23 protein-coding genes are annotated in these 24202 nt (G+C 67.7%); 19 read left to right on the forward strand and 4 right to left on the reverse strand.

Going from position 1 to position 24202, the window contains the following annotated elements; translation table 11 throughout:
- The first annotated feature begins 50 nt into the window (after positions 1 to 50).
- From C0012_RS02030 to C0012_RS02060, 7 genes are all read left to right on the forward strand, one after another.
- Positions 51 to 1007 carry an AraC-like ligand-binding domain-containing protein gene (locus tag C0012_RS02030; protein WP_198411082.1) on the forward strand — a complete coding sequence of 319 codons (957 nt, stop codon included), beginning with the start codon at positions 51 to 53 and terminating at the stop codon, positions 1005 to 1007.
- Between the two features lie 146 nt (positions 1008 to 1153).
- On the forward strand, positions 1154 to 1954 hold the full coding sequence (locus C0012_RS02035; RefSeq protein WP_110588433.1) for a MoaF C-terminal domain-containing protein: 801 nt from the start codon (positions 1154 to 1156) through the stop codon (positions 1952 to 1954).
- Between the two features lie 6 nt (positions 1955 to 1960).
- Entirely contained in the window at positions 1961 to 2356 is a 396-nt protein-coding gene (locus C0012_RS02040) for a nuclear transport factor 2 family protein (protein WP_110588432.1), read from the forward strand.
- A 56-nt stretch (positions 2357 to 2412) separates the two neighbouring features.
- Positions 2413 to 3573: an ABC transporter substrate-binding protein gene (locus C0012_RS02045; protein ID WP_110588431.1), complete on the forward strand. Its 1161-nt coding sequence runs from the start codon at positions 2413 to 2415 to the stop codon at positions 3571 to 3573.
- 16 nt (positions 3574 to 3589) lie between these two features.
- Entirely contained in the window at positions 3590 to 4450 is an 861-nt protein-coding gene (locus C0012_RS02050; RefSeq protein ID WP_110588430.1) for a branched-chain amino acid ABC transporter permease, read from the forward strand.
- Positions 4437 to 6194, forward strand: a complete 1758-nt coding sequence (locus tag C0012_RS02055) for a branched-chain amino acid ABC transporter ATP-binding protein/permease (protein WP_110588429.1) — start codon at positions 4437 to 4439, stop codon at positions 6192 to 6194. The genes C0012_RS02050 and C0012_RS02055 overlap by 14 nt, the downstream gene beginning before the upstream one ends.
- Positions 6194 to 6898, forward strand: coding sequence for an ABC transporter ATP-binding protein (locus C0012_RS02060; RefSeq protein WP_110588428.1), 705 nt, complete (start codon positions 6194 to 6196; stop codon positions 6896 to 6898). The genes C0012_RS02055 and C0012_RS02060 overlap by 1 nt, the downstream gene beginning before the upstream one ends.
- A gap of 36 nt (positions 6899 to 6934) precedes the next feature.
- Here C0012_RS02060 and C0012_RS02065 read toward each other — a convergent pair whose 3' ends face one another.
- Positions 6935 to 7747 carry an SDR family NAD(P)-dependent oxidoreductase gene (locus tag C0012_RS02065; RefSeq protein WP_110588427.1) on the reverse strand — a complete coding sequence of 271 codons (813 nt, stop codon included), beginning with the start codon at positions 7745 to 7747 and terminating at the stop codon, positions 6935 to 6937.
- A 47-nt stretch (positions 7748 to 7794) separates the two neighbouring features.
- A complete protein-coding gene (locus C0012_RS02070) occupies positions 7795 to 8541 on the reverse strand; it encodes an SDR family NAD(P)-dependent oxidoreductase (protein WP_110588426.1) in 747 nt (248 codons plus the stop codon).
- A 222-nt stretch (positions 8542 to 8763) separates the two neighbouring features.
- On the opposite strand from C0012_RS02070, the gene C0012_RS02075 reads away from it, so the two are divergent.
- Genes C0012_RS02075 through C0012_RS02085 form a run of 3 tightly spaced genes read left to right on the forward strand, consistent with a single transcriptional unit; the run spans position 8764 to position 12707 of the window.
- Positions 8764 to 10200: an APC family permease gene (locus C0012_RS02075; protein ID WP_110588425.1), complete on the forward strand. Its 1437-nt coding sequence runs from the start codon at positions 8764 to 8766 to the stop codon at positions 10198 to 10200.
- Positions 10201 to 10228: 28 nt separating this feature from the next.
- Positions 10229 to 11068 (forward strand): molybdenum cofactor biosynthesis F family protein, encoded by an 840-nt coding sequence (locus C0012_RS02080; RefSeq protein WP_110588424.1) that lies wholly within the window; start codon positions 10229 to 10231, stop codon positions 11066 to 11068.
- A gap of 1 nt (position 11069) precedes the next feature.
- Positions 11070 to 12707, forward strand: coding sequence for an amidohydrolase (locus C0012_RS02085; protein ID WP_110588423.1), 1638 nt, complete (start codon positions 11070 to 11072; stop codon positions 12705 to 12707).
- Between the two features lie 32 nt (positions 12708 to 12739).
- Here the strand turns inward: C0012_RS02085 and C0012_RS02090 are convergent, their stop codons facing one another.
- On the reverse strand, positions 12740 to 13330 hold the full coding sequence (locus tag C0012_RS02090; protein WP_110588422.1) for a TetR/AcrR family transcriptional regulator: 591 nt from the start codon (positions 13328 to 13330) through the stop codon (positions 12740 to 12742).
- A gap of 173 nt (positions 13331 to 13503) precedes the next feature.
- Here C0012_RS02090 and C0012_RS02095 point away from each other — a divergent pair, with 173 nt between their 5' ends.
- The 5 genes from C0012_RS02095 to C0012_RS02115 all read left to right on the forward strand — a co-directional run bounded on the left by C0012_RS02095 (position 13504) and on the right by C0012_RS02115 (position 19360).
- A complete protein-coding gene (locus tag C0012_RS02095) occupies positions 13504 to 15825 on the forward strand; it encodes an arylsulfatase (RefSeq protein WP_110588421.1) in 2322 nt (773 codons plus the stop codon).
- A gap of 20 nt (positions 15826 to 15845) precedes the next feature.
- Positions 15846 to 16835 (forward strand): ABC transporter substrate-binding protein, encoded by a 990-nt coding sequence (locus tag C0012_RS02100; protein WP_110588420.1) that lies wholly within the window; start codon positions 15846 to 15848, stop codon positions 16833 to 16835.
- A gap of 109 nt (positions 16836 to 16944) precedes the next feature.
- Positions 16945 to 17685 (forward strand): ABC transporter permease, encoded by a 741-nt coding sequence (locus C0012_RS02105; protein WP_232527742.1) that lies wholly within the window; start codon positions 16945 to 16947, stop codon positions 17683 to 17685.
- The gene (locus tag C0012_RS02110; RefSeq protein WP_110588418.1) at positions 17685 to 18503 is read left to right on the forward strand and encodes an ABC transporter permease; all 819 of its coding nucleotides are present in this window, start codon (positions 17685 to 17687) and stop codon (positions 18501 to 18503) included. Before C0012_RS02105 ends, C0012_RS02110 begins: the two co-directional genes overlap by 1 nt.
- Positions 18503 to 19360 carry an ABC transporter ATP-binding protein gene (locus C0012_RS02115; protein WP_110588417.1) on the forward strand — a complete coding sequence of 286 codons (858 nt, stop codon included), beginning with the start codon at positions 18503 to 18505 and terminating at the stop codon, positions 19358 to 19360. The genes C0012_RS02110 and C0012_RS02115 overlap by 1 nt, the downstream gene beginning before the upstream one ends.
- Before the next feature lie 11 nt (positions 19361 to 19371).
- Here C0012_RS02115 and C0012_RS02120 read toward each other — a convergent pair whose 3' ends face one another.
- Positions 19372 to 20484, reverse strand: a complete 1113-nt coding sequence (locus tag C0012_RS02120; RefSeq protein WP_110588416.1) for a mannose-1-phosphate guanylyltransferase — start codon at positions 20482 to 20484, stop codon at positions 19372 to 19374.
- 200 nt (positions 20485 to 20684) lie between these two features.
- On the opposite strand from C0012_RS02120, the gene sdhC reads away from it, so the two are divergent.
- The 4 genes from sdhC to C0012_RS02140 are packed head-to-tail and all read left to right on the forward strand — an operon-like array spanning position 20685 to position 24176.
- Positions 20685 to 21119: a succinate dehydrogenase, cytochrome b556 subunit gene (gene sdhC / locus C0012_RS02125; protein WP_232527743.1), complete on the forward strand. Its 435-nt coding sequence runs from the start codon at positions 20685 to 20687 to the stop codon at positions 21117 to 21119.
- The gene (locus C0012_RS02130; RefSeq protein ID WP_110588414.1) at positions 21119 to 21565 is read left to right on the forward strand and encodes a succinate dehydrogenase hydrophobic membrane anchor subunit; all 447 of its coding nucleotides are present in this window, start codon (positions 21119 to 21121) and stop codon (positions 21563 to 21565) included. The genes sdhC and C0012_RS02130 overlap by 1 nt, the downstream gene beginning before the upstream one ends.
- A gap of 26 nt (positions 21566 to 21591) precedes the next feature.
- Entirely contained in the window at positions 21592 to 23421 is a 1830-nt protein-coding gene (gene sdhA / locus C0012_RS02135) for a succinate dehydrogenase flavoprotein subunit (protein ID WP_110588413.1), read from the forward strand.
- The gene (locus tag C0012_RS02140) at positions 23421 to 24176 is read left to right on the forward strand and encodes a succinate dehydrogenase iron-sulfur subunit (protein WP_110588412.1); all 756 of its coding nucleotides are present in this window, start codon (positions 23421 to 23423) and stop codon (positions 24174 to 24176) included. The genes sdhA and C0012_RS02140 overlap by 1 nt, the downstream gene beginning before the upstream one ends.
- The last annotated feature ends 26 nt before the right edge of the window (positions 24177 to 24202 follow it).

Below are 24202 nucleotides of genomic sequence, written 5' to 3' on the forward strand. Positions count from 1 at the left end.
AGGCTCACCCGCAGATCGTATACAATGCCGTCGCGATCACACCCGAGGTGATTCCCGTGCCAGATCAGTCCACGGAGACCCAAGCGGTCTCGACTGTCGTTGCCCGCAACATCAGCGAGTTCCGCGCCGCCGTCTCCGATTCGTTCGTCCCGCTCCAGGTGGGAAGCGCTCACCCCGAGCGCTTCCGCGGCGTGATTCGCGCCGCCAACATCGACGACGTTCACATCACCCACGTGCACGCGACCGACCATGAGGTCGTTCGCACACCGGATCTCATCGCCCGCGACGATCGCGCCTTCTTCAAGCTGAGCCTCATGCTGAGCGGATCCGGGCTGCTGATCCAGGACGGTCGCGAAGCGATCCTGCGCCCGGGCGACCTCGCGGTCTACGACACCAGCCGGCCCTACTCGCTCGAGTTCGGCCAGGAGTTCCGCACCATGGTGGTGATGTTTCCCCGTCAGATGCTGACGCTCTCCTCCGAGTCGATCGGCGAGCTCACGGCCGTGCGCATCTCCGGATCCGAGGGACTGGGTGCCGTCGTCGCCCCCTTCCTCACGCAGATCGACGCGCACCTCGAAGAGCTGTCCGGGCCGACGGGGTCCCAGCTGATGCAGAGCGCGCTCGATCTCGTCGGCACAGTCTTCACGCGGGAGCTCGGTCTCGACAACACGGCGGATCCGCACACCCGGCTCCTCCAGCGCATCCGCGGATACATCGACCGGAACCTCGGCTCCACCGAGCTCACGCCGGCGCACATCGCCAACGCGCACTTCATCTCGACGCGTCACCTGCACGGCCTCTTCCAGGCCGACGGCACGACGGTGTCGACCTGGATCCGGAAGCGGCGCCTCGATCGCTGCCGGCGCGATCTGATCGATCCTGTCCTTGCCGACCGCTCTGTCGCGGCCATCGCGGCGCGCTGGGGTTTCGTAGACGCGGCGCACTTCAGCCGTGCGTTCAAGGCCGCGTACGGAGACTCGCCGAGCAGAGTGCGCGCGTCCGCGTAGGCGACCATACGCGTCGGCATTGCCCCATCCGGCACGCCGATTGACTGACCGCGCGCGATCCCCCTTCCGCCCTTGTCGGCCTCCCGGCCGCGGCCACACGATGGCCGAGCAGCCCGCACCGGCGCGGGCTCCAGGGAGGATTCCGCATGTCCGACATCTCCGCACCCGATCCTGATGACTGGCGAACCTACGACGAGTTCGCCGCCGGCATCGATGCCTACCGGCTCCCGAACGCCTCACTCCAGGGCACACGCCTGATCCTGTCGCTCGAGGATGGCACTCGCCTCGATCTCGACTTCGGCGCCGACTCCGTCACCTGGACGGCCACGGGCGCGATCTCACAGTCCGAGCCCGCGAGCGATCCGTACGACGCGGTCCCCATCCGCCGCGACGTCACGTTCGTGAATCTGCCGCTGGAGAGCAGGGAACGAGAATCGATCACCGTCGTGTTCTCCTCCACGACTCATCGTGCCCTGGTGACACGGTCACGCATCGCAGAGCAGGACATCCCCGGCACGCCTCGCGTGCACCAGGACTTCTGGGCCGGGGTGACCGACGGAGGTGAGCCAACAGGCGACGTACCCGCCCCGAGCCGCGATCTGATCGGCAAGCGCAACGTCTACCGCTACAGCCCGCACCATCTCTACGAGCATGTGTACATCTCGAGCCAGCGCTACGCGTGGCAGTGTGTCGAGGGCGTGCAGCGTGGCCACGGAGACATGGATATGTCGACCGTGTGGAAGTTCGCCGACGGCCTCTACCTGTTCTGCTTCCGGGAGTTCCGCATCGCGGTCGCGAGCGTGTGGCTTCACGACCTCGGCTACCAGCTGATGACAACCGGCATCTTCCTCGGCCTCAACGGCGAAGGCGAGGCCGAACATTCGACCGCCGGCGGACACATCTATCCGCTGGGCTCGGTCGAATACCCCGACGTCCAGCCGGTGTGAGACGCCATGACAAACGCAGACGTGATCAGGGCGCACTACGCCGCTTCCGACGCGGGCGACATCGACGGCATGGTCGCGCCGCTGTCACCGCAGGTGACGTGGACCGAAGCCGCAGGCTTCCCCTACGCGGGAACCTACTCCGGGCCCGACGAGGTCGTACGGAACGTCTTTGCGCGGCTCGCCGAGGACTGGGACGGGTACCGGCTCACGGTCGACGAAGTAATTGATGGCGGCGACACCGTCGTCGGGATCGGCACGTACTCCGGCACGTACCGCCTGACCGGGCGCTTCTTCGAAGCGCGCGTCGCGCATGTCTGGCGCCTGAAGGACGGCGTCGTCACCGCATTCGAGCAGTTCACCGACACAGCGATGGTGCAGAAGGCGCTGCGCGGATCCGCGTAGTCCCTCCGTCATCGCATTTCTTCCGCGCCGGACGGCGCATACGAGAGGTGGATCACATGATCAGAAGCAGGATTCTCACGGCCACGGCGGCCATCGCCGCGACAGGGCTCGCGCTCGCGGGCTGCGCCGCCGGGGAGGGCGGGGACGACCCGATCGTCGTCGGCTCTGTCAACACGATCAGCGGCGCCGCGACCTTCCCCGAGGCGTCCGAAGCGGCCGAGGCCGTCTTCGACGCCGTCAACGAAGCGGGCGGCATCGACGGGCGGATGGTCGACTACCGAGCGCTCGACGACAAGGGCGACCCGGCGAGCGCCACGTCGGCCGCGCGCGAGCTCGTCGGCAGCGACGGCGCCGTCGCGATGGTGGGCTCTGCAAGCCTCATCGAGTGCGAGCTGAACGCCGACTACTACGCGCAGGAGGGCATCCTGTCGGTCCCGGGAATCGGCGTCGACACGGGGTGCTTCGAGAGCGACAACATCTCCCCCGCCAATGTCGGCCCGTTCAACGACATGACGCTCACGCTCCTGTACGGATCCGAAGTCCTCGGCTTCGACGAGATCTGCGTTCTGCTCGAGATCGCCGGCTCCACGCGGCCCACCTATCAGGCTGCGATCGACAGATGGACCGAGATCACAGGGCAGGAACCGGCCTACATCGACGACACCGTTCCGTACGGGGCGTCCGACTTCACGCCGTACATCGTCAAGGCCCGTGACGCAGGGTGCGAGGCCGTCGCGGTCAACCCCGTCGAACCGGATGCGATTGCGCAGGTCAAGGCAGCGAACGCACAGGGGTGGGATGACGTGACGTGGCTCTACCTGACGAGCGTCTACAGCGAGAACTTCGCCGATGCCGTCGACGACGCCGGCGCGGGGATCTACGTGCCGGCCGAGTTCTATCCCTTCACAGAGGAGAGCGACATCAACGCCGACTGGCACGAGCTCATGTCGGAGAACGAGATTCCGCTCACCGCCTTCAGCCAGGGCGGGTACCTCGCCGCGACGTACTTCGTCGAGGTGCTCGAGGGCATCGAGGGGGACATCACGCGCGACTCCGTCGCCGAGGCACTGCGTGGGATGGAGCCGATCGAGAACCCGATGGTCGGTGACCCGTACGTGTTCGGCGAGGTGCCGACATCGGGCTGGCCGATCGTGCTGGAGAGCGGAACGAACACCTGGGAGCGCGCGGCCGACGACTGGCTGCGCATCCCCGAGTGATCCGGGCAGCCCTCACATGATTCAGGGAGCGATCGCAGGCCTCGCCGCCGGCGGGCTGTACGCCGCGCTGGCCGTCTGCCTGACGCTGATGTCGCGGCTCGTGCGAGTGGTGAACTTCGCGCAGGCGGGGACCGGGATGTTCGGTGGCTTCTGCGCCGTCTGGCTCGTGACGCAGATCGGCGTGCCGATCTGGATCGGCACGCTCATCGGCATCGTCGTCGGCGGGCTGCTCGCGGCGATGATCGGCGCAATCGCCGCGACGTGGCTGTCAGAGGCCGACACCTCGACGCGCTCGGCGATGACCGTCGGCCCGCTGCTGCTTCTCATCTCGCTGTCGTTCATCCTGTTCGGCAACAAGCCTCAGCCGTTCGAACCGATCATCGCCGGTCCGGCGTTCTCGATCGGCGGCGTCGTGGTGAGCTGGGTCGCCGTGGCGACGGTGTCGCTCGCGGTCATCGTCGCGGCCTCGGCGAATGTCGTCCTGACGCGGACCCGCACGGGGATCCTGCTGCGCGCGCTGTCGGAGCGACCGACGACCGCTGAACTGCTCGGGATCCGATCCCGCCCCCTGTCGATCGCGGTCTGGTTCGTCACGGGTGTGATCAGCGCGACCGCGATCATCATCGTTGCTCCGTCGCAGTCCAACGACGCGACGAGCCTGTCGATGCTCGTCGTTCCCGCCGCGGCGTCCGCGCTGCTGGGCGGCTTTCGACGGCTCGATCTCGCCGTTGTCGGCGGGCTCGCCCTCGGCGTCCTCGGGGGTGTCGTCGCGCAGATCGACGAGGTGGCTGCGGTGCGCAATTTCCTTCCATTCGTGTTCATCGTGGTCCTGCTGCTCTGGACCCAGCGCAAGGAGGTCTGGGATGCTGCTCGCTGACAGAAAGTGGTTCCGCGACGGCTGGCCGTTCGCCGTGGCAGTCATCGCGGTCGCCACCGGCTACGCGCTCAGCATCGGGCTCTCCGGATACGCGGTCTATCTCGCGATCAGCGTCGTCACGAGCTCGATCGCGATCATGGGCCTCGGCATCGTCACGGGATCCGCCGGAATGATCGCGCTGTGCCAGCTCACGTTCGCCGCCGTCGGTGCGTGGATCGTCGCGTGGCTCAACGTCTCGGATGCCCCGGGCGGATTCGCCGTCTGGCTCGTGCTCGGCGCCCTCGGCGCCGGTATCGTCGGCATCCTCATCGGCCTTCCCGCTCTGCGCCTGCGTGGTGTCAATCTCGCGGTCGTCACCTTCGGTTTCGCCGCCGCAGCGGCCGTGACGCTCGGGCAGATCCAGTTTCCGGGTTCGACGGACGGCATCGCGGTGCAGCGGCCGGGGCTGTTCTCCGACGATCGCTCATACTTCTTCTTCAGCGTCATCGTGCTCGCGGTCTGCGCCCTCGCGGTGTTCTTCCTCCAACGCGGCCGATGGGGGGCGAGCTGGAAGTCCGTCGCCTTCTCGGAGCGCGGCACGGCGTCGGCCGGGCACAGCGTGCGCACCGCGAAGCTCACAGCCTTCGCCGTGAGCGCGGCGCTCGGAGGCGTCTCCGGCGGGCTGATCGCCGGTCAGGTGCAGCTGCCCTTCGCCACCAGCTTCACCCCGCTCCTCTCGCTCGCACTGTATGTGCTCGCGATCATCTCGGGCGCCCACCTCATCGATATGGCGATCTTCGGGGGGCTCCTGTGGGTGCTCATCCCGGAGCTGCTCAAGCGCTGGGACATCCCCCAGGACTGGGCCTTCGTCATCTTCGGAGTGCTCGGCGTGCAGGCTCTGACGAGCGGCACGAATCTGGGGCAGGCGATCCGCGACTTGCTGTATCGCCGTCGTCGGCCGCCCGAGGACGACGCGTCTCTCGATCGCGACGAAACGGCGGAGGACGCAGTCACGACGACGACGGTCGCGACGATCGATCCCGCCGCTGACAGCAACGCTCCCGTGCTGACCGTGGAGGGCCTCACCGTCGAGTTCGGTGCACTGAAGGCTCTCGACGGCGTCTCGTTCGAGGTTCCCGCGGGAACCATCATGGGCCTCATCGGCCCGAACGGCGCCGGAAAGTCGACCTTCGTCGACGCCGTCAGCGGCTTCCTCCCGGGCCACGGCGGGCGCGTCCTCCTGGACGGAGAGGATCTCGGATCCCTCAGCCCGACAGCACGCGCTCGGCGCGGCCTCCGCCGCACCTACCAGCAGGATCGCGTCCCGCCCCAGCTCACCGTCGAGGCGTACGTTCGCTTCGTGGCGCGGCGACGCCTCGACCGTGCGGAGATCGACCGCACTCTCGACTTCTTCGGCTGCCCGCCCGCCTCCGACCGGCTCTCGACCGTCGATGTCGGCACGCGTCGTCTGGTCGAGGTCGCGGCCCACCTGCTTGCCGCGCCGCGGGTGCTCGTTCTCGACGAGCCCGCAGCGGGCCTCTCGCACGACGAGCATCTGGCGCTCGCCGCCCGGCTGCGCGAGGTTCCGGATCGCTACGGGGTATCGCTCGTGATCATCGAGCACGACCTCGACCTCGTGCGATCGGTGTGCCCCCGGCTGACGGTGCTCGACTTCGGTCGGGTGATCGCGAGCGGCCCCCAGACCGAGGTGCTGGAGGACCCGGCGGTCGTGAAGGCATACATGGGAGAGACGGAGATGCTGTGATGGCACACGCGAATGGCGAGCTCACGCTCGAAGACGTCGCGGTCAGCAGGGGCGCGGGCGAAGTGATCTCGGGGATCACGACAACACTCGTCCCGGGCGAGGTGCTCGCGCTCGTCGGCCCCAACGGCGCGGGCAAGACGAGCCTGATCGAGGCGATCTCGGGGGTGACACCGCATTCAGCGGGGCGGATCCTGCTCGACGATGAGCCGATCGACAAGGTCTCCCGCGTCGGGCGAGCGCGTCGCGGGATCGTGCACATCGAGCAGGGACGGGCCGTGTTCGGCTCGCTCACGGTCCGCGAGAACCTCTCGATCACGGCGCGCGGCCCCGGCGGCATCGACGAAGTGCTGGAGAGCTTCCCGGAGCTCAGCAGACGCCTCGATTCGCCCGCGGGCCTGCTCTCGGGCGGCGAACAGCAGATGGTCGTGCTCGCCCGTTCATTCGCCGCGAAGCCCCGATTCCTGCTCATCGATGAGATGTCGCTCGGCCTCGCCCCGGTCGTCTTCCACCGGCTGCTGCCGATCGTGTCCGATATCGCGAGCTCCGGCGTCGGAGTGCTGCTCGTCGAGCAGTTCACCCAGCTCGCCCTCGGGCTGGCAGAGAACGCCATCGTCGTGGCGAGCGGTTCGGTCACCTATCAGGGCCCATCCGCGCCGCTGCGGGACGAACCGGAGCTGCTGCAGCGCGCGTATCTCGGAGGGTGACGGATGGGCGCGCGCATGGCGCGCCCATCCGAGCGGCTACATCCCCGCGTGCTCGAAGGCGAGCGTCGGCACGTCGACGATGTGGGCACCGCCGTCGGCGACGAGAACGGAACCGGTCATATACGACGACTCCCCCGATCCGAGGAAGCGCACGATCGACGCGATCTCGGCGGGCAGCGCAGGGCGTCCGAGGGGAACGTCGCCGGTGACAGCGGCGTAGGCCTCTCCGCGCGAAGACAGCTGAGCGTGCGACGCGAACTCATCCATCTCGGCGTCGGCCATCGGCGTCTGCACCCACCCGGGGCACACGGCGTTCACGCGAACGCCCCGACGACCGTAGTCGCGCGCCAGCGAGCGAGTCAGCCCGATCAGAGCGTGCTTGCCGACCGTGTACCCCGCCACGCTCGGCCCCGCGAAGAGCCCCGCGAGCGATGAGACGACGACGATCTGGCCCTTCGTCTCGATCAGCGCGGCGAGGCTCTCGCGCGCCATCGTGAACGCCGTCGTGAGATTGGCGTTCAGCGCGGCCTGCCATGCGTCGTCGTCGGTGTCGGCCACCGCGGAGAACCCGTGCCCGCCCGCGTTCGCCACGAGAACGTCGAGGCGCCCGAACCGGTCGAGCACGGTGCGGACCGCCTCCGCCGCGGACGCACCGTCCGCCGCGTCTGCGACCACCGCCGTCCCGCCGACGGCTTCAGCCACCCGGTCCAGCGGTTCCTTCCGGCGACCGATCACGACGACGTGCGCGCCCTCGGCCGCGAATCGCTCCGCGACGGCCGCGCCGATCCCCGTGCCTCCGCCCGTGACGGCGACGACCCTTCCTTCTACTTCTTCTCCTGCGAATCCCATCTCGATCCTCTCTGTTCGACGGGGCGTGCGATCCCGCGGCCGATCGGCTACGCGGGGAAGGCAGAACGGGCGCTGTACCCGAAGTCGCTGACGAGCGCGGTGCCGTTGATCGCGCGCGCCCATGGCGAACAGAGGAACGCGACCGTTCCTGCGATCTCGTCCGGCGTGAGGACCGGGAAGCTCTGCCCCGAGAATCCGTCGGGCAGGTGCAGATCCCCCCGACTCATCGCCGTGTCGACGACCGACGGGCAGAGAGCCGCGACCCGCACCCCTTCGGGCGCGAGATCCACAGACGCGGCCCGCGCGAGCTGCAGGACAGCGGCCTTCGACGCGCAATAGGGAACCATCCCTGGCGCGGCGACGAGGGCCGAGTCGCTCGCGACGAGCACCGCGGCGGCAAGCCGAGACCGGCGTAGCAGCGGGGACACGTGGCGCAGCAGGAGGAAGGATCCGGTCGCGTTGACGTCCATCACCCTCCGCCACTCGTCGACCGTCACCTCGTCGACCGTCGTTCCCACGGGGCCGGAGATCCCGGCGCACGCCACCGCGAGGTCGACACCGTCGAATCGTTCGGCCGCGGCGGCCACAGCCGCGCGCATCTCATCGTCGCGAGTCACGTCGGCCGCGAGGGCGAGCACAGCACCGGGCTCGGCGGATGCAGGCGGCTCGGGCGCCGCACGGTCAATGAGGACGAGGCGACACCCCTCGCGAGCAAGCGCATCCGCGACGGCGCGGCCGATCCCTCCCGACGCGCCCGTGACGAGGGCGACGGCGCCTGCGATCCCCAGATCCATCCGAAGCCTCCTCGCCTCGTGCCTGTGTCCGATGACACGCACATCCGGCGCGCGTCCTCCCACTGATCGTGCACGTGCCTGGCCCGTCCGACCGGCCCTCTGCGCTGACGCAACACAAGCGTGCGCTCTCCCGCAAGCGCGAGCGCATCCCGGCGACACAGAATCGGTGGCACGCACTCGTACGTCCTCGAGTGCCGCAGAACGCCTGGCAAAGGAGCCTTCGTGAGCACAGCACCCTCGACCGAACTCAGACAAGGAGCCCTCGGCGTCGCCGGCATCGTCTTCCTGGTGCTGGCGGCCGTCGCGCCGCTGACCGGCATCATCGTCGTCGCGTCTCTCGCGATCGCCCTCGGCAACGGCGGCGGAACCCCGATGTCGTTCTTCCTCGTGGCCGTCGTCCTCCTTCTGTTCGCCATCGGATACGCACAGATGTCGAAGCAGATGGTCAACGCCGGAGGCTTCTATGCGTTCGTCGTCAAGGGACTCGGCCGAACGGGCGGCCTGATCGCCGGCTTCATCGCGACGCTCGGCTACAACTTCTTCGTCGTCGGCACGATCGGCACGAGTGGCTTCTTCATGCAGACGATCATCGCCGACCTCACCGGCTTCAACCTGCACTGGTATGTGTGGGGCCTGCTGTCGATCGTCGTGAGCTTCTTCATGGCGCGCTCCGGCGTCGACTTCAGCTCGAAGGTGCTCGGCGTCGCCCTCGTCCTCGAGGTGCTGATGCTGGTCATCTTCGACGTCTCAGTTCTCGTGCAGACCGGCTACGACGTCAGCGCGTTCAGCCCGCAGTCGGTGCTCTCCGGCTCCCTGCCGATCGGATTGCTGCTGGCCGCCACCGGCTTCCTCGGCTTCGAGGCGACCTCGCTGTTCAGCGAGGAGTCGAAGAACCCGCTGAAGACCGTTCCCCGGGCCACCTATACGTCGATCGTCGCGATCGGCATCATCCTCGGCGTCACGACCTGGGCGGTCGTGAGCGCGACCGGCGTGGAGCAGGCTCAGCAGACGGCAATCGATCATCTCGATGCCGGAGACCTGATCTTCTCGCTGTCCGAGAAGTACCTCGGCGGCGGGCTGACGATCGTGATGATGATCCTGCTGCTCGTCAGCCTCTTCGCCGCCATGCTCGCCTTCCACAACTCGGCCAGCAGGTATCTGTTCTCGCTCGGCCGAGCGAAGGTGCTGCCGAGCGTCCTCGCCCGCACCCGGAGCAACGGGGCACCGCAGTTCGCGGGCATGGTGCAGGCCGGCTTCGCGGCGATCGTCGCCGCACTGTTCGCGGTCGCAGGCGCGGATCCGATCGTCTCGCTCGTGCCCTCGATGCTCGGCTTCGGCACCCTGAGCGTTCTGGTTCTGCAGGGGCTCGCCGCACTGTCGATCGTCGTGCACTTCCGCCGCCAGAAGGACGGGCGCCTCTGGAGCACGCTGATCGCACCGGGCATCGGCTTCCTCGGGATCGCCTCGATCGTGGTGCTCGCCGTGGCGAACTTCGACATCGTCGCAGGATCCGATGCCCTTCTGATCCAGCTCATGCCCCTGCTGCTCGTCGTCGCGATCATCGGAGGCATCCTGTTCGGTTCCCACCTGCGCAGGAACCGGCCCGACGTCTACCGCGGCCTGTCGGAAGACCTCGAGCGCTTCACCGTCCGCGACTGACCAGAGAACACCTCGACAAGGAGCACAGATGACCGAGCAGATCACCCTCTCCGACACCCGCACATGGCTTCCGCTCGACGGGCTCGCCCCGGGATTCGACGCCAGCAAGGCCGAACCCAGCCACGCGCTCGACGGCCGCACGATCACCGTCGTCGACGAGCGCGGAACGCGAGTGACCCACACCTTCGACGACGGAAAGGTCGCCTGGGAGTATGCGCCGGGTGCGGGCGATTCCACCGCGGCCGACGCGCGAACAGACCCGTGCGAGGTGTTCGAGGTCGACGATGAGCTCTTCTACGCGCAGTTCCACCACCAGCATCACCCGACAGAAGCGGTGTCGCTCGTGCTCGATCTGCGCGGCGGCCATGCGCTTTCGATCGTCAGCGTCCTCGGCGAGGCCTCCCCCGGCCGCACCGCCGTACAGCAGGTCTTCGTTCCCGGACGCATCGAGGGGATCGAGCAGTCGGGCCCCGCGCCCGCGCCGACGACCGAACTCATCGGGCGTCGCGTGCTGTGGGTGTATTCGTCCGAGCACGCCTACGAGCACGTGTATCTCTCGCCCCACTGGTACACCTGGCAGTGCCTCGCCGGCCCCGAGCGGGGGCTTGCCGACACGGACGAGAACTCCGTCTGGCGGATCCGCCCCGGCATCTGCGTCTTCGCGTGGCGCGAGAAGGTCATCCCCTGCGGCTCGGTCACGATCGCCGATCATCGCGATGCGACCGCGATCCGGTCGCACGGCGTCCTGTTCGGCGCGGACGAGGCGGGCGCGGGCGCCACCCACTTCACCTTCGGCGCGCACGGCAGGCTGATCTCGACGACCGTGCACCCCGACGCCTACGACCCGGCCCGTCCGCTGGAGCGCTGAGATGACCCCCGACCTCATCCTCACGGGCGCCGTCGTCCGTACCGCCGATCGCGCGAACCCGACGGCGTCGGCGCTCGCAATCGGCGGCGGCAGGATCCTCCGGATCGGCTCGGACGACGATGTTCTCGCCCTCGCGACGAGCGAGACCGAGGTGCGCGAGCTCGCGGGCCGCGCCGTGTACCCAGGCTTCGTCGATGTGCACAATCACCACGCCCTCGCCGGGCGAACGGATCTCTTCGAGCTGTCGTTCAGCCCCGCGCTCAACCTCGAGGGGATCCTCGACGCCGTGCGTTCCCACGCCGAAACGCTTCCCGCGGATGCGTGGATCTCCGGCGGCGCCTTCCCGAGCACGATGGAGGACGAGCTGAACAGCTCGGCGGTGCGCCGCCGCCTCGACGATGCGGCGGGCGGGCGCCCCGTGATGCTCATGGAGGACAGCCGACACAATCGCTGGGTGAACAGCGCCGCCCTGCGACTCGCCGGGATCACGCGCGAGAGCATCCCCGCGGAGGGCACGACCCTTCTCGACCCCGACGACGGCGAACCGACGGGCGTGCTGCTGGAGGGTGCGGGAATCCCGGTCCAAGAGGCGCTCGAACGCGGCGGAGGTCTCACGGCCGAGCAGCATCGCCGGAGCTCGCAGCGCGGCATCGAGATGCTGAACGCGTACGGCGTCACCTCCTTCCAGGACGCGGCGGCCTCGGCCGAGATCCTCGCCTCCCTCGCGGGGCTCGACGAGGCGGGTGAGCTGCACGCATGGGTCGTGACGAGCCTCACTGTCAACGACCAGATCTTCGGATACGACCCCGTGGGCGAGCCGCTCATCGAACTCGGCGAGCAGTACCGCACCGAGCACCACCGCCCCGACTTCGTCAAGATCTTCCTCGACGGTGTGCCTCCCGCACGCACCGCTCTGTTCCTCGATCCGTACCTTCCCGATGACGTGCACGGCGCGCACCATCACGGCGAGACGACGATGGATGCCGAAGAGCTCTCCACCGCGCTGAGGTCGACGAGCGAACGCGGACTCGGCGCGAAGGTCCATTGCACGGGGGACGGATCCGCACGCCTGTTCCTCGACGTCGTCGAACGGCTGCGCGGCGAGGGCTTCGCAGACATCCGATTCCACATCGCCCACGGACAGTTCCTCGCCCCCGAAGACGTGGAGCGGATGGCGCGACTGCGCGTGACCGCCGATATCTCCCCCTTCATCTGGTACCCGGGCGTCATCCCCGATGCGCTCGCGGCGGTCCTCGGCGAGGAGCGCGCAAAGAGGTCTCAGCCGAACCGTTCGCTCATCGACGCGGGCGGTCTCGTCGCGGGCGGATCCGATTGGCCTGTCAGCGAGTCGCCGAACCCGCTCGAAGGGATTCAGGGCCTCGTCACGCGCGCCGACCCGCTGGGTCGGGCATCAGGCACTCTGTGGATCGAGCAGGCCCTGACCGCCGAGGAGTCGCTCGAGGTCTTCACGATCAACGCGGCGCGCGCGATGGGGATCGACGACGTGACGGGTTCGCTCGAGGCCGGGAAGTCGGCGGACTTCGTCGTGCTCGATCGCGACGCGATCGGCGGCGAGCCGGACCGGATCATCGACGCTCGTGTCGAGGAGACGTGGTTCGCGGGGCGACGGGTGCACTGATCGTCACCGCGATCGGAGACTCGCCGCCCCCGCTACGCGCGGATCCGGTCGAGGAACTGATCGAGCGCGGCCGTGATCCGCTCATCGATCGCGGTCTCCGGCATCAGAAGCGACATGACCTGCCACCCGGCGTTCATCGCGGCGACCTCGTCCACGACGGCGCCGATCTCGACGCCGTCGTCGAGTTCGCCCTCCGAACGCGCCTGCTCGAGGAACGTCCACATGAGGCCTCTCCATCGCATGTTGTTGCTGCGATGGAGCTGGCTCAGATCATCGTTCTGCATCGCCTGTTCCCAGAACGCGACGACGACCCGCGCGTACGGCCGGCTCGATGCTCCGAAAGGGAGAATCTGCCGGCACATCTCGCGCAGTCCGGCGAGGCCCGTCACTCCGGCGAGCGCCTCGTCGAGTCTCGCGTTCGTCGCGGAGTACGCCCGCACGAAAGCCGCCGAGATCAGGCTCTGCTTGTCCGGGAAGTATCGGGCGAGGGCGCCATGCGCGAATCCCGCCTCCTCGGCGATCTCGCGCATCGTCGCACGGTCGAAGCCTCCGCGCTGAATCAGGCGCCATGTGGCATCCACGATCAGCTCTCGGCGTTCATCGTGGTCGACGATCTTCGGCATTCGAATTCACCACCTCTTGTCCGCTCGATCCTTCCACGAGCCTCGAATGGAAGATCTCCATATGGTGATGAATGTTACGCAATAGTGACCACAACGTGATGAAGAAGCGCTAGCCTTTTCATCACCATCCGGTGACGAAAAGGTCCCGGCTCACGATCGACGAAGGAGTCGACATGGTGATTCCCGCGGCGGGCGCACGAGGCTACGCAGACTTCCCAGGAACGGCAGGCGAGTTCACGTCGGACTCCGATCCGGCGTGGCCGCAGCCCCGCCGAGCGTCACCCGGTGCCCCGAACGTGATCGTCGTGCTCGTCGACGACCTCGGCTTCAGCGATCTGGGCCCGTTCGGCGGCGAGATCGACACGCCGCACATTGATCGGCTCGCCGGCGCGGGATGGACCTTCACGAATTACCACACGAATCCCGTGTGCTCACCCTCACGCGCCTCGCTCATGACGGGGCTGAACCCCCATCGCGCGGGTTTCGGGACGGTCGCGCACGTCGATCCCGGCTTCCCCGGATACAGCTGCGAGCTCCCCTCTGACGCTCCGACGCTCGCCGAGTCTCTGCGCGCCGGCGGCTACGCGACCTTCATGGTCGGAAAGTGGCATCTGACTCTCGAGTCCAAGCTGCACGACGGAGCCGACAGATCAACCTGGCCGCTGCAGCGCGGATTCGACCGCTACTTCGGGAGCATGGACGGCTTCACCGCGCTCCACCACCCCCACCGTCTCGTCGAAGACAACTCACCCGTCGATCTGCGGGAGTACCCCGATGGCTTCTTCCTCACGGACGAGCTCACGGATCGTGCGATCCGGATGATCGATGAGCTGCGCGTCAACGATGCCGACAAGCCGTTCTTCCTGTATTTCGCGCATACGGCCGTGCACGGTCCGCTCCAGGCGAAGCCCGACGACATCGCGAAGTACCGCGGCGCATACGACGGCGGATGGGATGAGATCCGGCGACAGCGTTTCGAACGACAGCGCGCACTCGGGATCGTGCCGGGCGACGCCGCCCTCCCGCCGCACGCTCCGACCGACGGTGAGCCGATCCCCGCATGGGACGATCTCACCGACGACGAGCGCGAACTGTTCGCCCGCCACATGGAGGTGTACGCCGCGGCGGTGGACGAGGTCGATCAGAGCGTCGGCCGCCTGCTGGATCACCTGGACTCCCTCGGCGAGCGGGAGAACACGATCGTCGTCCTCGCGAGCGACAACGGCGGGACGGCCGAGGGACGATCGACGGGGACGCGAAGCTACTTCGCCCAGTTTGGCATCGGCCATGCGCTTCCCGAAGACTGGGTTCCCGACGTTCCGCGCGACCTCGACCTGATCGGCGGACCGCGTGTCTACAGCCACTACCCCGCTGGTTGGGCGCGCGCGTCGAACACGCCCTTCCGCTCGTTCAAGGGCAGCGTCTACGAGGGCGGAGTCCACGCTCCCCTTGTGGTCTCCTGGCCCGCCCGCGAGAAAACGCATGGCGGGATGCGAGACCAGTACGTGTATGTCGCCGACGTCGCCCCGACGGTCCTCGACCTCACGGGCGTGCCTCCGCTGGATCACCGTGCCGGTACGCCCGCCGCGGACATCGACGGCCGCAGCTTCGCCGCGATGCTCACCGACCGCGCTGCCCCCGCCCGGAAGGAGCAGCTCTACGAGTGCTTCGGGCTCCGCGGAATGTACCGCGATGGCTGGAAGGCCGTGTCTCCGTCGCCGCCCACCCGCGAGCAGGGGGCAGCCGGAGGCGAATGGGAGCTCTACGATCTGCGGTCCGACCCGACGGAATCCGCCGATCTCGCGGACGCCCGGCCCGACCTCACCGACGCACTCGCATCCGCCTGGCGCGAGGGCGCGTGGCACAACACCGTCTTCCCCCTCGACGACGACGGCACGCTCCACCGAGTGCGCCCCTCGACCGACGACGAGCTCTCGCGCGCCGTCCGGATCCCGGCGTTCTCCGCTCCGCTCGAGCGGTTCCGATCCGCCCGCCTCACGGTGCTCAGATCGTTCCGGGTCGTTTTCCAGATCGACACGACCACGGAATCTGCTGGCGTCCTCCTGGCGCACGGCGACCAGGGCGGCGGATACTCACTCCGCATCGAAGAGGGCGCGTGGCGCATCGCCTACAACGCCTACGGCACGATGCTCCGCGCGTCCTCCTCTCCCCTGCCGCCGGGCGCGCACGAGGTGGCGTGGCGGTTCGACGAACGAGACGGCCTCCGGTGGGACGTCTCGGTCGTGAGCGATGGCGCGCTCGCCTGTCGACTCGACAACGTGCCGATGATCCTCGGCATGGCGCCTTTCACGGGAATCAGCGTCGGCTACGACTTCGGGAGCCCCGTGGACTGGGACATGTACGAGGTCCACCGATCCTTCCCCCTCACCGGAGCGACTCTGCGCTCGGCGCACGTCATACCCGGAAGCCGCTCCGAGCACGACCCCACGATTCTGCGCGAGATCGGCGCCGCCGTCGCCGAACTCGCCGACTGATCCGAAAGGACACGATCACCATGAACACCCCACGCACACTCACCGTCACGTCCACCGCGCTGGCGGCGCTCGCCCTCGCAGCCTGTTCCGCAGGCGGCCCAGACAGTGCCGATGAGGACGGAACCACCACCGTCACGGTCGCCGCCGTCGGCATCATGTCCGATGTCACCCTCGACATCGCGACAGAGCAGGGCTTCTTCGCCGAGGAGGGCATCGAGATCGAGATCTCCCAGGTCGCCGCACCACCGGCGGGCCTCGCCGCGCTGCAGGGCGGCCAGGTCGACATCGCCTTCTCCCCGGGCGTCGTCTTCGCGAACGCACGCGCTCAGGACATCCCCGTCGTCATCGTCGCGGGAGCCAGCGGATTCCCCGCCGATGTGCCCCCGGGACCCGAGCTGGACCTCTACGACGACACCGGTGTCTACGTCGACCCGTCGTCCGGATTCACCTCGCTGGCCGATCTCGAGGGGGCCACGATCGCGGTGAACGCCCGCAAGGCCAATCTCGAGGCGACTGCCAGCCAGGCGCTGCGAAACGCCGGCGTCGACCTGTCGACGATCGAATGGGTGGCCCTCGATTTCACGTCGATGATCGAATCGCTCACGTCGGGCCAGGTCGACGCCGCCGTGCCGGTGAATCCGTTCACCCTGCAGGCCGAAGAGGCCGGTATGGAGCGCATCGCGTCGCCGGCACCGGAGTTCTTCGGCGACGGCGCGAGCAGCTTCTGGCTGACGAGCTCGCAGATCGCCGAGGAGAAATCCGAGGTCGTGACGAGCTTCCAGGCCGCGATCCACAAGGCCAACGCCTATGCGAACGAGCATCTCGACGAGTCGATCGCCGCCGGCGTCGAGATCGCAGGGCTCGACGTCGCCGTCGAGGACGCGGGGAAGATCTACTGGCCGCTCGAAGTCACCCAGCAGGACGTCGAGGTCATCGGCGACAACCTCGTTGAGCTCGACTTCCTTGACGCTCCGGTCGACATGACCGACGTCATCCTCCCCGGTGCATGAGCCGCCGAAACCTCACGGAGCACATCATGAACTTCGTCCTCCCCCGTCGCACGGCCGAGGCCGCATCCGCAGAGCCCCTCCCATGCGCCCCCTGAGACTCGTCTCCGGCATGGCAGGCTTCGCGTTCGCGATCCTGGCCTGGCAGCTGATCGCAGCCGGGCCGATGGCGGGATCCGCGTTGCCGACCGCGACGGCGACCTTCGCCGAACTGTTCTCCCTTCTGCCGACGCCCGAGTTCTGGGCAGACGTGGGATCCACCGTTCTCGTCGCGCTGGGCGGCTTCGCGGCCGCTCTGGTCACGGGTGTCGTCATCGGCATCGCCGTCGCGACATCACCCCTCACCATGCACGCGACGCGGGCGATCCTCGAGTTCCTCAAGCCGATCCCGCCGATCGTGCTCCTCCCCCTCGTCGTCCTCGTTCTCGGGCCGACCACGGACATGGGTCTGTTCCTCGTGTTCTATGGGTGCGCGCTTCCGATCATCATGCAGACGGCATCGGGTGTCTTCGATGTCGACCCCGTCACGATCGCGACGGCTCGCTCGTTCAGCATGGGACGCTTCGAGGTGCTCTGGCGGATCGTGCTGCCGAGCGCGATGTCGTACATCGGCACCGCCGTGCGCATCACCGTTCCCGCATCGCTCATCATCGCAGTCGTCGCAGGTCTGCTCGGGGGCGGACCCGGGCTCGGAAACAGCCTGCTGCGCGCGCAGCTCAGCGGGTCCCAGACCCAGCTTTTCGCCTACGTCATCGCCCTCGGCGTGCTCGGCCTGCTCTTCCAGGCCGTGAGCGAAGAGACGGAGCGCCGCGTTCTGCACTGGCACCCATCCTTCCGGAAGGAGGCCGTGTAATGAGCGCAGCATCCACGACCCAACGGATCCGTCGGATCCCGACGATCACGAAACCCGCCCTCATCGGCATCGAGATCGCCGTGCCCGTCGCGCTCATCGCCCTGTGGTGGTTCGCGTCTGCGGAATCGGCAGACCCGTTCTTCCCTCCGCTGTCGGCCATCGCCCAGCGCTTCCAAGAACTGTGGCTTTTCGACCATCTCGTCAGCGACGTCCTGCCGAGCCTCGGCAACCTCCTCGCCGGTTTCGTCATCGGAGGCGCCTGCGGCATCGCACTCGGCGCCGTGCTCGGAACCTTTCGCCTGGCGCGCTGGCTGTTCGCTCCCGTCATCGACTTCTGGCGAGCGATCCCACCGGTCGCGCTCGTGCCGATCGTCGTCTCGCTTCTGGGTTTCGGAAACGAGACGCGGATCCTGACGATCGCGATCGCCGCACTGTTCCCGACGCTGATCTCGACGATCGACGGAATGCGCTCGGTCGACCCTCAGCTCCGCGATGTCTCGCAGATCTACCGGCTCGGTGCGCGGGAGCGCCTCTTCGACGTGCGGCTGCCCGCCGCCAGCCCCCGCATCGCCTCCGGACTGCAGGTGAGCCTCCAGGTCTCCTTCATCGTCATGATCGCGAGCGAGATGCTCGGCTCGTCGAACGGGATCGGAGCGATGACGCTCCTCGCCCAGCAATCGTTCGCGACCGCCGATATGTGGGCGGGCATCGTCCTGCTCGGCATCGTCGGCTACGCCACCAATCTCGTCTTCACCCTCATCCGCGACCGCGTGCTCCGCTGGTACGTGCGTTCGCAGCAGCTCGGAAAGGCCATGTGATGACCTCCCAGAACACCCCCGCCTCGGACGCCGGGGTTCAGCCCCGGCTCAGCGTTCGCGGGCTCGGCAAGTCCTACGGATCCGGCCCCAGCACGACCAGGATCATCGAGGATCTGACCTTCGACGTGGCCGCGGGCGAGATCGTCTGCATCGTCGGCCCGTCCGGCGTCGGCAAGACGACGCTGCTGAAGTGCCTCACCGGTCTGCAGCCGGTCTCCTCCGGCGCCGCGTACATCGACGGCGTCCCCATCCAGGGGCCGCCCGAGGAGATGGCGCTCGTCTTCCAGGAGTACACGCGCTCGCTCATGCCCTGGCTGACGGTGCGCAAGAACGTCGCCCTGCCGCTGAAGCATCTGCGGCTGTCCGCGCGCGAACGCGATGAGCGCGTCGACGAGGCGATCACGGCCGTCGGGCTCGAGCACGCCGTCGACAGCTTTCCGTGGGAGCTCTCCGGCGGGATGCAGCAGCGCGTGGCCATCGCCCGCTCGCTCGCCTATCGCCCAGAGGTGCTCGTCATGGACGAGCCCTTCGCCTCGGTCGACGCGCAGACGCGATTCGAGCTCGAGGACCTGTGCCTGCGCATCCGCGATCGGTTCAGCATGACGATCGTCGTCGTCACGCACGACATCGACGAGGCCGTCTATCTCTCCGATCGCGTGGTCGTGCTCGGCAGCCGCCCCGCGGTCGTGACAGAGGTGCTCGACGTCGACCTGCCGTCTCCGCGCGATCAGATCGCCACGCGCGCACTGCCGGCGTTCGCGACGATGCGCAGCGAGATCCTCTCGCACATCAGGGAGGGCAAGATCCCGACCGCGACGATCCGCACGCAGCAGAAGAGGCGACGCCGCGGGCGGTGATCCGCCCTCCGTCAGAGAACGCTGTCGCGGCCGCGATCGTGCAGCGAGCTGACCGCGCTCTTCACGCGCTGCGCGTGCTCGGGGGTTGTCACGAGCAGCGCATCCGGCGTGTCGACGACGATCACGTTCTCGACGCCGATCATCGCGACGACGCGATCCGTCTGCGAGACCACAAGCCCCGTGGCGGCGTCGTCGAGCACATTGTTGTTGTCGCCGATCACGGTCACCTCGTCGTGGTGACCGGGTGCGATGAGGTTCCACAGGCTGGCGAAGTCGCCCACGTCGTCCCAGTCGAACTGGCCGGGGATCACCGCGAGGAGCCCCTTGTCGGCCGCGGGCTCCGCCACCGCGTAGTCGATCGCGATCTTCTTCAGGTTCGGCCAGACGCGTCCGAGGACCTCGTCGCGCGCCTCGGTGTCCCACGCATCGGCGATCTCGATGAGACCGTCGTGGAGCTCGGGCTCATTCGCCGCCAGCTCTGCGAGGAGGACATCGGCGCGCGCGATGAACATGCCCGCGTTCCAGAGATAGGAGCGGTCTGCGAAGTATGCGCGCGCCGTCGGAAGATCGGGCTTCTCGACGAAACGCTCGACGAGGGCCGCGAGCGGGGCGTCGTCGATGACGAGTTCGTCGCCCGTCTTGATGTATCCGAAGCCCACTGCGGGTTCGCTCGGCTGGATGCCGATCGTCGCGATGTATCCCTCGCGCGCAGCCGCGACCGCCTGACGCACCGTGAACTCGAAGACGCGCTGGCGACCGATCACGTGGTCGGCGGCGAACGATCCGATGATCGCGTCGGGATCGCGGCGCCGCAGGACCGCCGCGGCGAGGCAGATCGCTGCCGCCGAATCGCGCTGATCCTGCTCGATGAAGACGTTCTCCGCGAGGATGTCGGGCAGCGACTCCTCGACCTTGTCGCCGTGCGCGCGCCCCGTGACGACGCCGATGTTCTCGCGACCGGCGAGCGGCAGCAGGCGATCCCATGTCGCCCGCAGCAGCGAGGCGCCGGATCCCGTGAGATCGTGCAGGAACTTCGGCGACTCGGCGCGCGACAGGGGCCACAATCGCGAGCCGATGCCGCCCGCGGGGATCACAGCGAAGAAGTCGTCGATCGGCTCGGACATGGCGTCCACGGTATCCGACGTCGAGGATGCCGCCGCCCCGGACGCGACGGCGCGTCTCGGGAGTTTGTCTCGATGTCGAGATACTTAGGTTCACCTACATCGATCGACGAGCGCCCGGGGAGTATCCTGGCGAGCAGGCCGATGCGCGTCCGATGGGCGCGCACTCGTCGGCGCATCAACATCGATCAGAGAGGACGATCGTGTCCGCATCCGCGCGACTGACACCCGATGTGTCCCAGACCACGTCGAAGGTTCCGCGTGGCACCCTGTACCGCGGCCGCGAGGGCATGTGGTCGTGGGTGCTGCACCGCATCACCGGCGTCGCCATCTTCTTCTTCCTCCTCGTCCACGTGCTCGACACCGCGCTGATCCGCGTGTCGCCCGAGGCGTACGACGCGGTCATCGGCACCTACAAGCACCCGATCATGGGCTTCGGTGAGGTCGTGCTCGTCGGAGGGATCGCCTATCACGCGTTCAACGGCCTGCGCGTGATCCTCATCGACTTCTGGTCGAAGGGCGCGAAGTACCAGCGCCAGCTGTTCTGGGGCGTCATCGGCATCTGGGCCGTGACGATGATCGGCTTCAGCGCGCGTCACATCCCGAACGTCCTCTCGCACATCGGAGGTGGCCACTGATGAGCGCCCAGACCATCGCCGCGCCGCGCACCCCGCAGCAGCGCCGTCGGGGATCGAACCTCGAGAAGTGGGGCTGGCTGTACATGCGCGCATCGGGCGTCCTGCTCATCGTGCTGATCTTCGGCCACCTCTTCGTCAACCTCATGGTCGGCGACGGCATCAGTGCGATCGACTTCGCGTTCGTCGCCGGAAAGCTGGCGAGCCCGTTCTGGCAGTGGTGGGACGTGCTGATGCTGTGGCTCGCCTTCATCCACGGCGCGAACGGCATGCGCACGATCGTGAACGACTACGTGCTGAACAAGACGGCCCGCGCCGTGCTCGTCTGGGTGATCGGCATCGCCGCCGCCCTCATGATCCTGCTCGGCACGCTCGTCGTGTTCACGTTCGACGCGTGCCTGGGCGTCACCGAGAGCAGCACGCTCTGGGACGCCTGCCAGGCCGCCTGAGGCTGACGGAAGAGATTGACAGAGGAATGACTTCGAACGCATACCCCGACGCAGAGCTCAGAGACGGCGTCTACCACCACCAGTTCGACGTCGTGATCGTCGGCGCCGGCGGCGCCGGGATGCGCGCCGCGATCGAGGCGGGGCCCGGCGCGAAGACCGCCGTCGTCACGAAGATCTACCCCACCCGCTCGCACACGGGCGCGGCGCAGGGCGGCATGGCCGCGGCGCTCGCGAACGTCGAAGAAGACTCGCCGGAGTGGCACACCTTCGACACGATCAAGGGCGGCGACTACCTCGTCGACCAGGACGCGGCTGAGATCCTCGCGAAGGAAGCCATCGACGCGGTCATCGACCTCGAGAACATGGGCCTTCCCTTCAACCGCACGCCCGACGGCAAGATCGACCAGCGGCGCTTCGGCGGGCACACGCGCGAGCACGGCAAGTCCCCCGTGCGCCGCGCCTGCTACGCGGCCGACCGCACGGGCCACATGATCCTGCAGACGCTCTACCAGAACTGCGTCAAGCTCGGCATCAACTTCTTCAACGAGTTCTATGCCCTCGACCTCATCACGGTGAAGGATGACGACGGCAAGACGCAGATCGCGGGCATCGTCGCGCTCGAGCTCGCGACGGGCGATCTTCACGTGTTCCAGGCGAAGTCGGTCGTCTTCGCCTCGGGCGGCTTCGGCAAGATGTTCAAGACCACGTCGAACGCCCACACCCTCACGGGCGATGGCGTCGGCATCGTCTGGCGCAAGGGCCTCCCCCTCGAAGACATCGAGTTCTTCCAGTTCCACCCGACGGGGCTCGCGGGCCTCGGCATCCTCCTCACCGAGGGCGCGCGCGGCGAGGGAGCAATCCTGCGAAACGCCTCCGGAGAGCGCTTCATGGAGCGCTACGCCCCCACCATCAAGGACCTCGCACCCCGCGACATCGTGGCGCGTTCGATGGTGAAGGAGGTCCTCGAGGGCCGCGGCGCCGGACCAGACAAGGACTACGTCTACCTCGACTGCACCCACCTGGGCGCCGAGGTGCTCGAGACGAAGCTGCCCGACATCACCGAGTTCGCGCGCACCTATCTCGGCGTGGATCCCGTCGTCGAGCCGGTTCCCGTGATGCCGACCGCGCACTACGCGATGGGCGGCATCCCGACGAACACCGACGGCGAGGTGCTGGCCGACAACGAGACGGTCGTGCCCGGCCTGTTCGCGGCCGGCGAGTGCGCCTGCGTGTCGGTGCACGGCTCCAACCGCCTCGGTACGAACTCGCTTCTCGACATCAATGTGTTCGGCAAGCGTTCGGGCATCAACGCCGTGAAGTACGCGCAGCAGGCCGATTTCGTGCCCCTGCCCGAGGATCCGGCGAAGGAGGTGCGCGAGATGGTCGAACGCCTCCGCAGCTCGAACGGCACCGAGCGCATCGCCGATCTGCGGCGCACGCTCCAGGCCGAGATGGACAAGAACGCGCAGGTGTTCCGCACCGAGGAGACCCTGACGAACGTCATGGGCACGATCCACGAGCTGCGCGAGCGCTACATGAACGTCGGCATCGACGACAAGGGCAAGCGGTTCAACACCGACCTCCTGGAGGCCATCGAGCTCGGCTTCCTGCTCGACCTCGCCGAGATCGTCGCGTACGCCGCGCGCAACCGCAAGGAGAGCCGCGGCGGGCACATGCGCGAGGACTACCCGGATCGCGATGACGAGAACTACATGCAGCACACGATGGCGTATCTGACGGGCGACCCGCACTCGCCCGATCCGGACGACCACATCACGCTCGAGTGGAAACCCGTCACGTTCACAAAGGATGATGCGGGCGAATTCCGGTACCCGCCTATGGAGAGGAAGTACTGATGGCCGACACCGCCACGGCAGATGCTCCCGACGAGGTGATCCAGTCGTACCTCGTGACGTTCATGGTGCGCCGGTACGACCCCGAGGTCGACAGCGAGCCCAAGTGGGTCGACTACGACGTCGAGATGTACCCGACCGATCGCGTCCTCGACGGCCTGCACAAGATCAAGTGGGACGTGGACGGCTCGCTGTCGTTCCGCCGCTCCTGCGCGCACGGCATCTGCGGATCCGATGCGATGCGCATCAACGGCCGCAACCGACTCGCGTGCAAGACGCTCATCAAGGACCTCGACATCTCGAAGCCCGTCTACGTCGAGGCGATCAAGGGTCTTCCCCTCGAGAAGGACCTCATCGTCGACATGGAACCGTTCTTCGCCGCGTTCCGCGAGGTGCAGCCGTTCCTGCAGTCGCGCAGCGAGCCCGAGAAGGGCAAGGAGCGCTACCAGTCGATCGACGACCGCGAGCGCTTCGATGACACGACCAAGTGCATCCTCTGCGCCGCGTGCACCTCGTCGTGCCCCGTGTTCTGGACCGACGGTCAGTACTTCGGCCCCGCGGCCATCGTCAACGCGCACCGCTTCATCTTCGACTCGCGCGACGACGAGGCCCAGGTGCGTCTGGACATCCTCAACGACGCCGAGGGCGTGTGGCGCTGCCGCACGACCTTCAACTGCACCGAGGCGTGCCCGCGCGGCATCGAGATCACCAAGGCGATCGCCGAGGTGAAGCAGGCCGTGCTCACGGGCGGTCGCTGACCCGATCCCTCATTCCAGCGCCGGAT

Source organism: Microbacterium suaedae (assembly GCF_003254645.1).
Classification (GTDB): Bacteria; Actinomycetota; Actinomycetes; order Actinomycetales; family Microbacteriaceae; genus Microbacterium; species Microbacterium suaedae.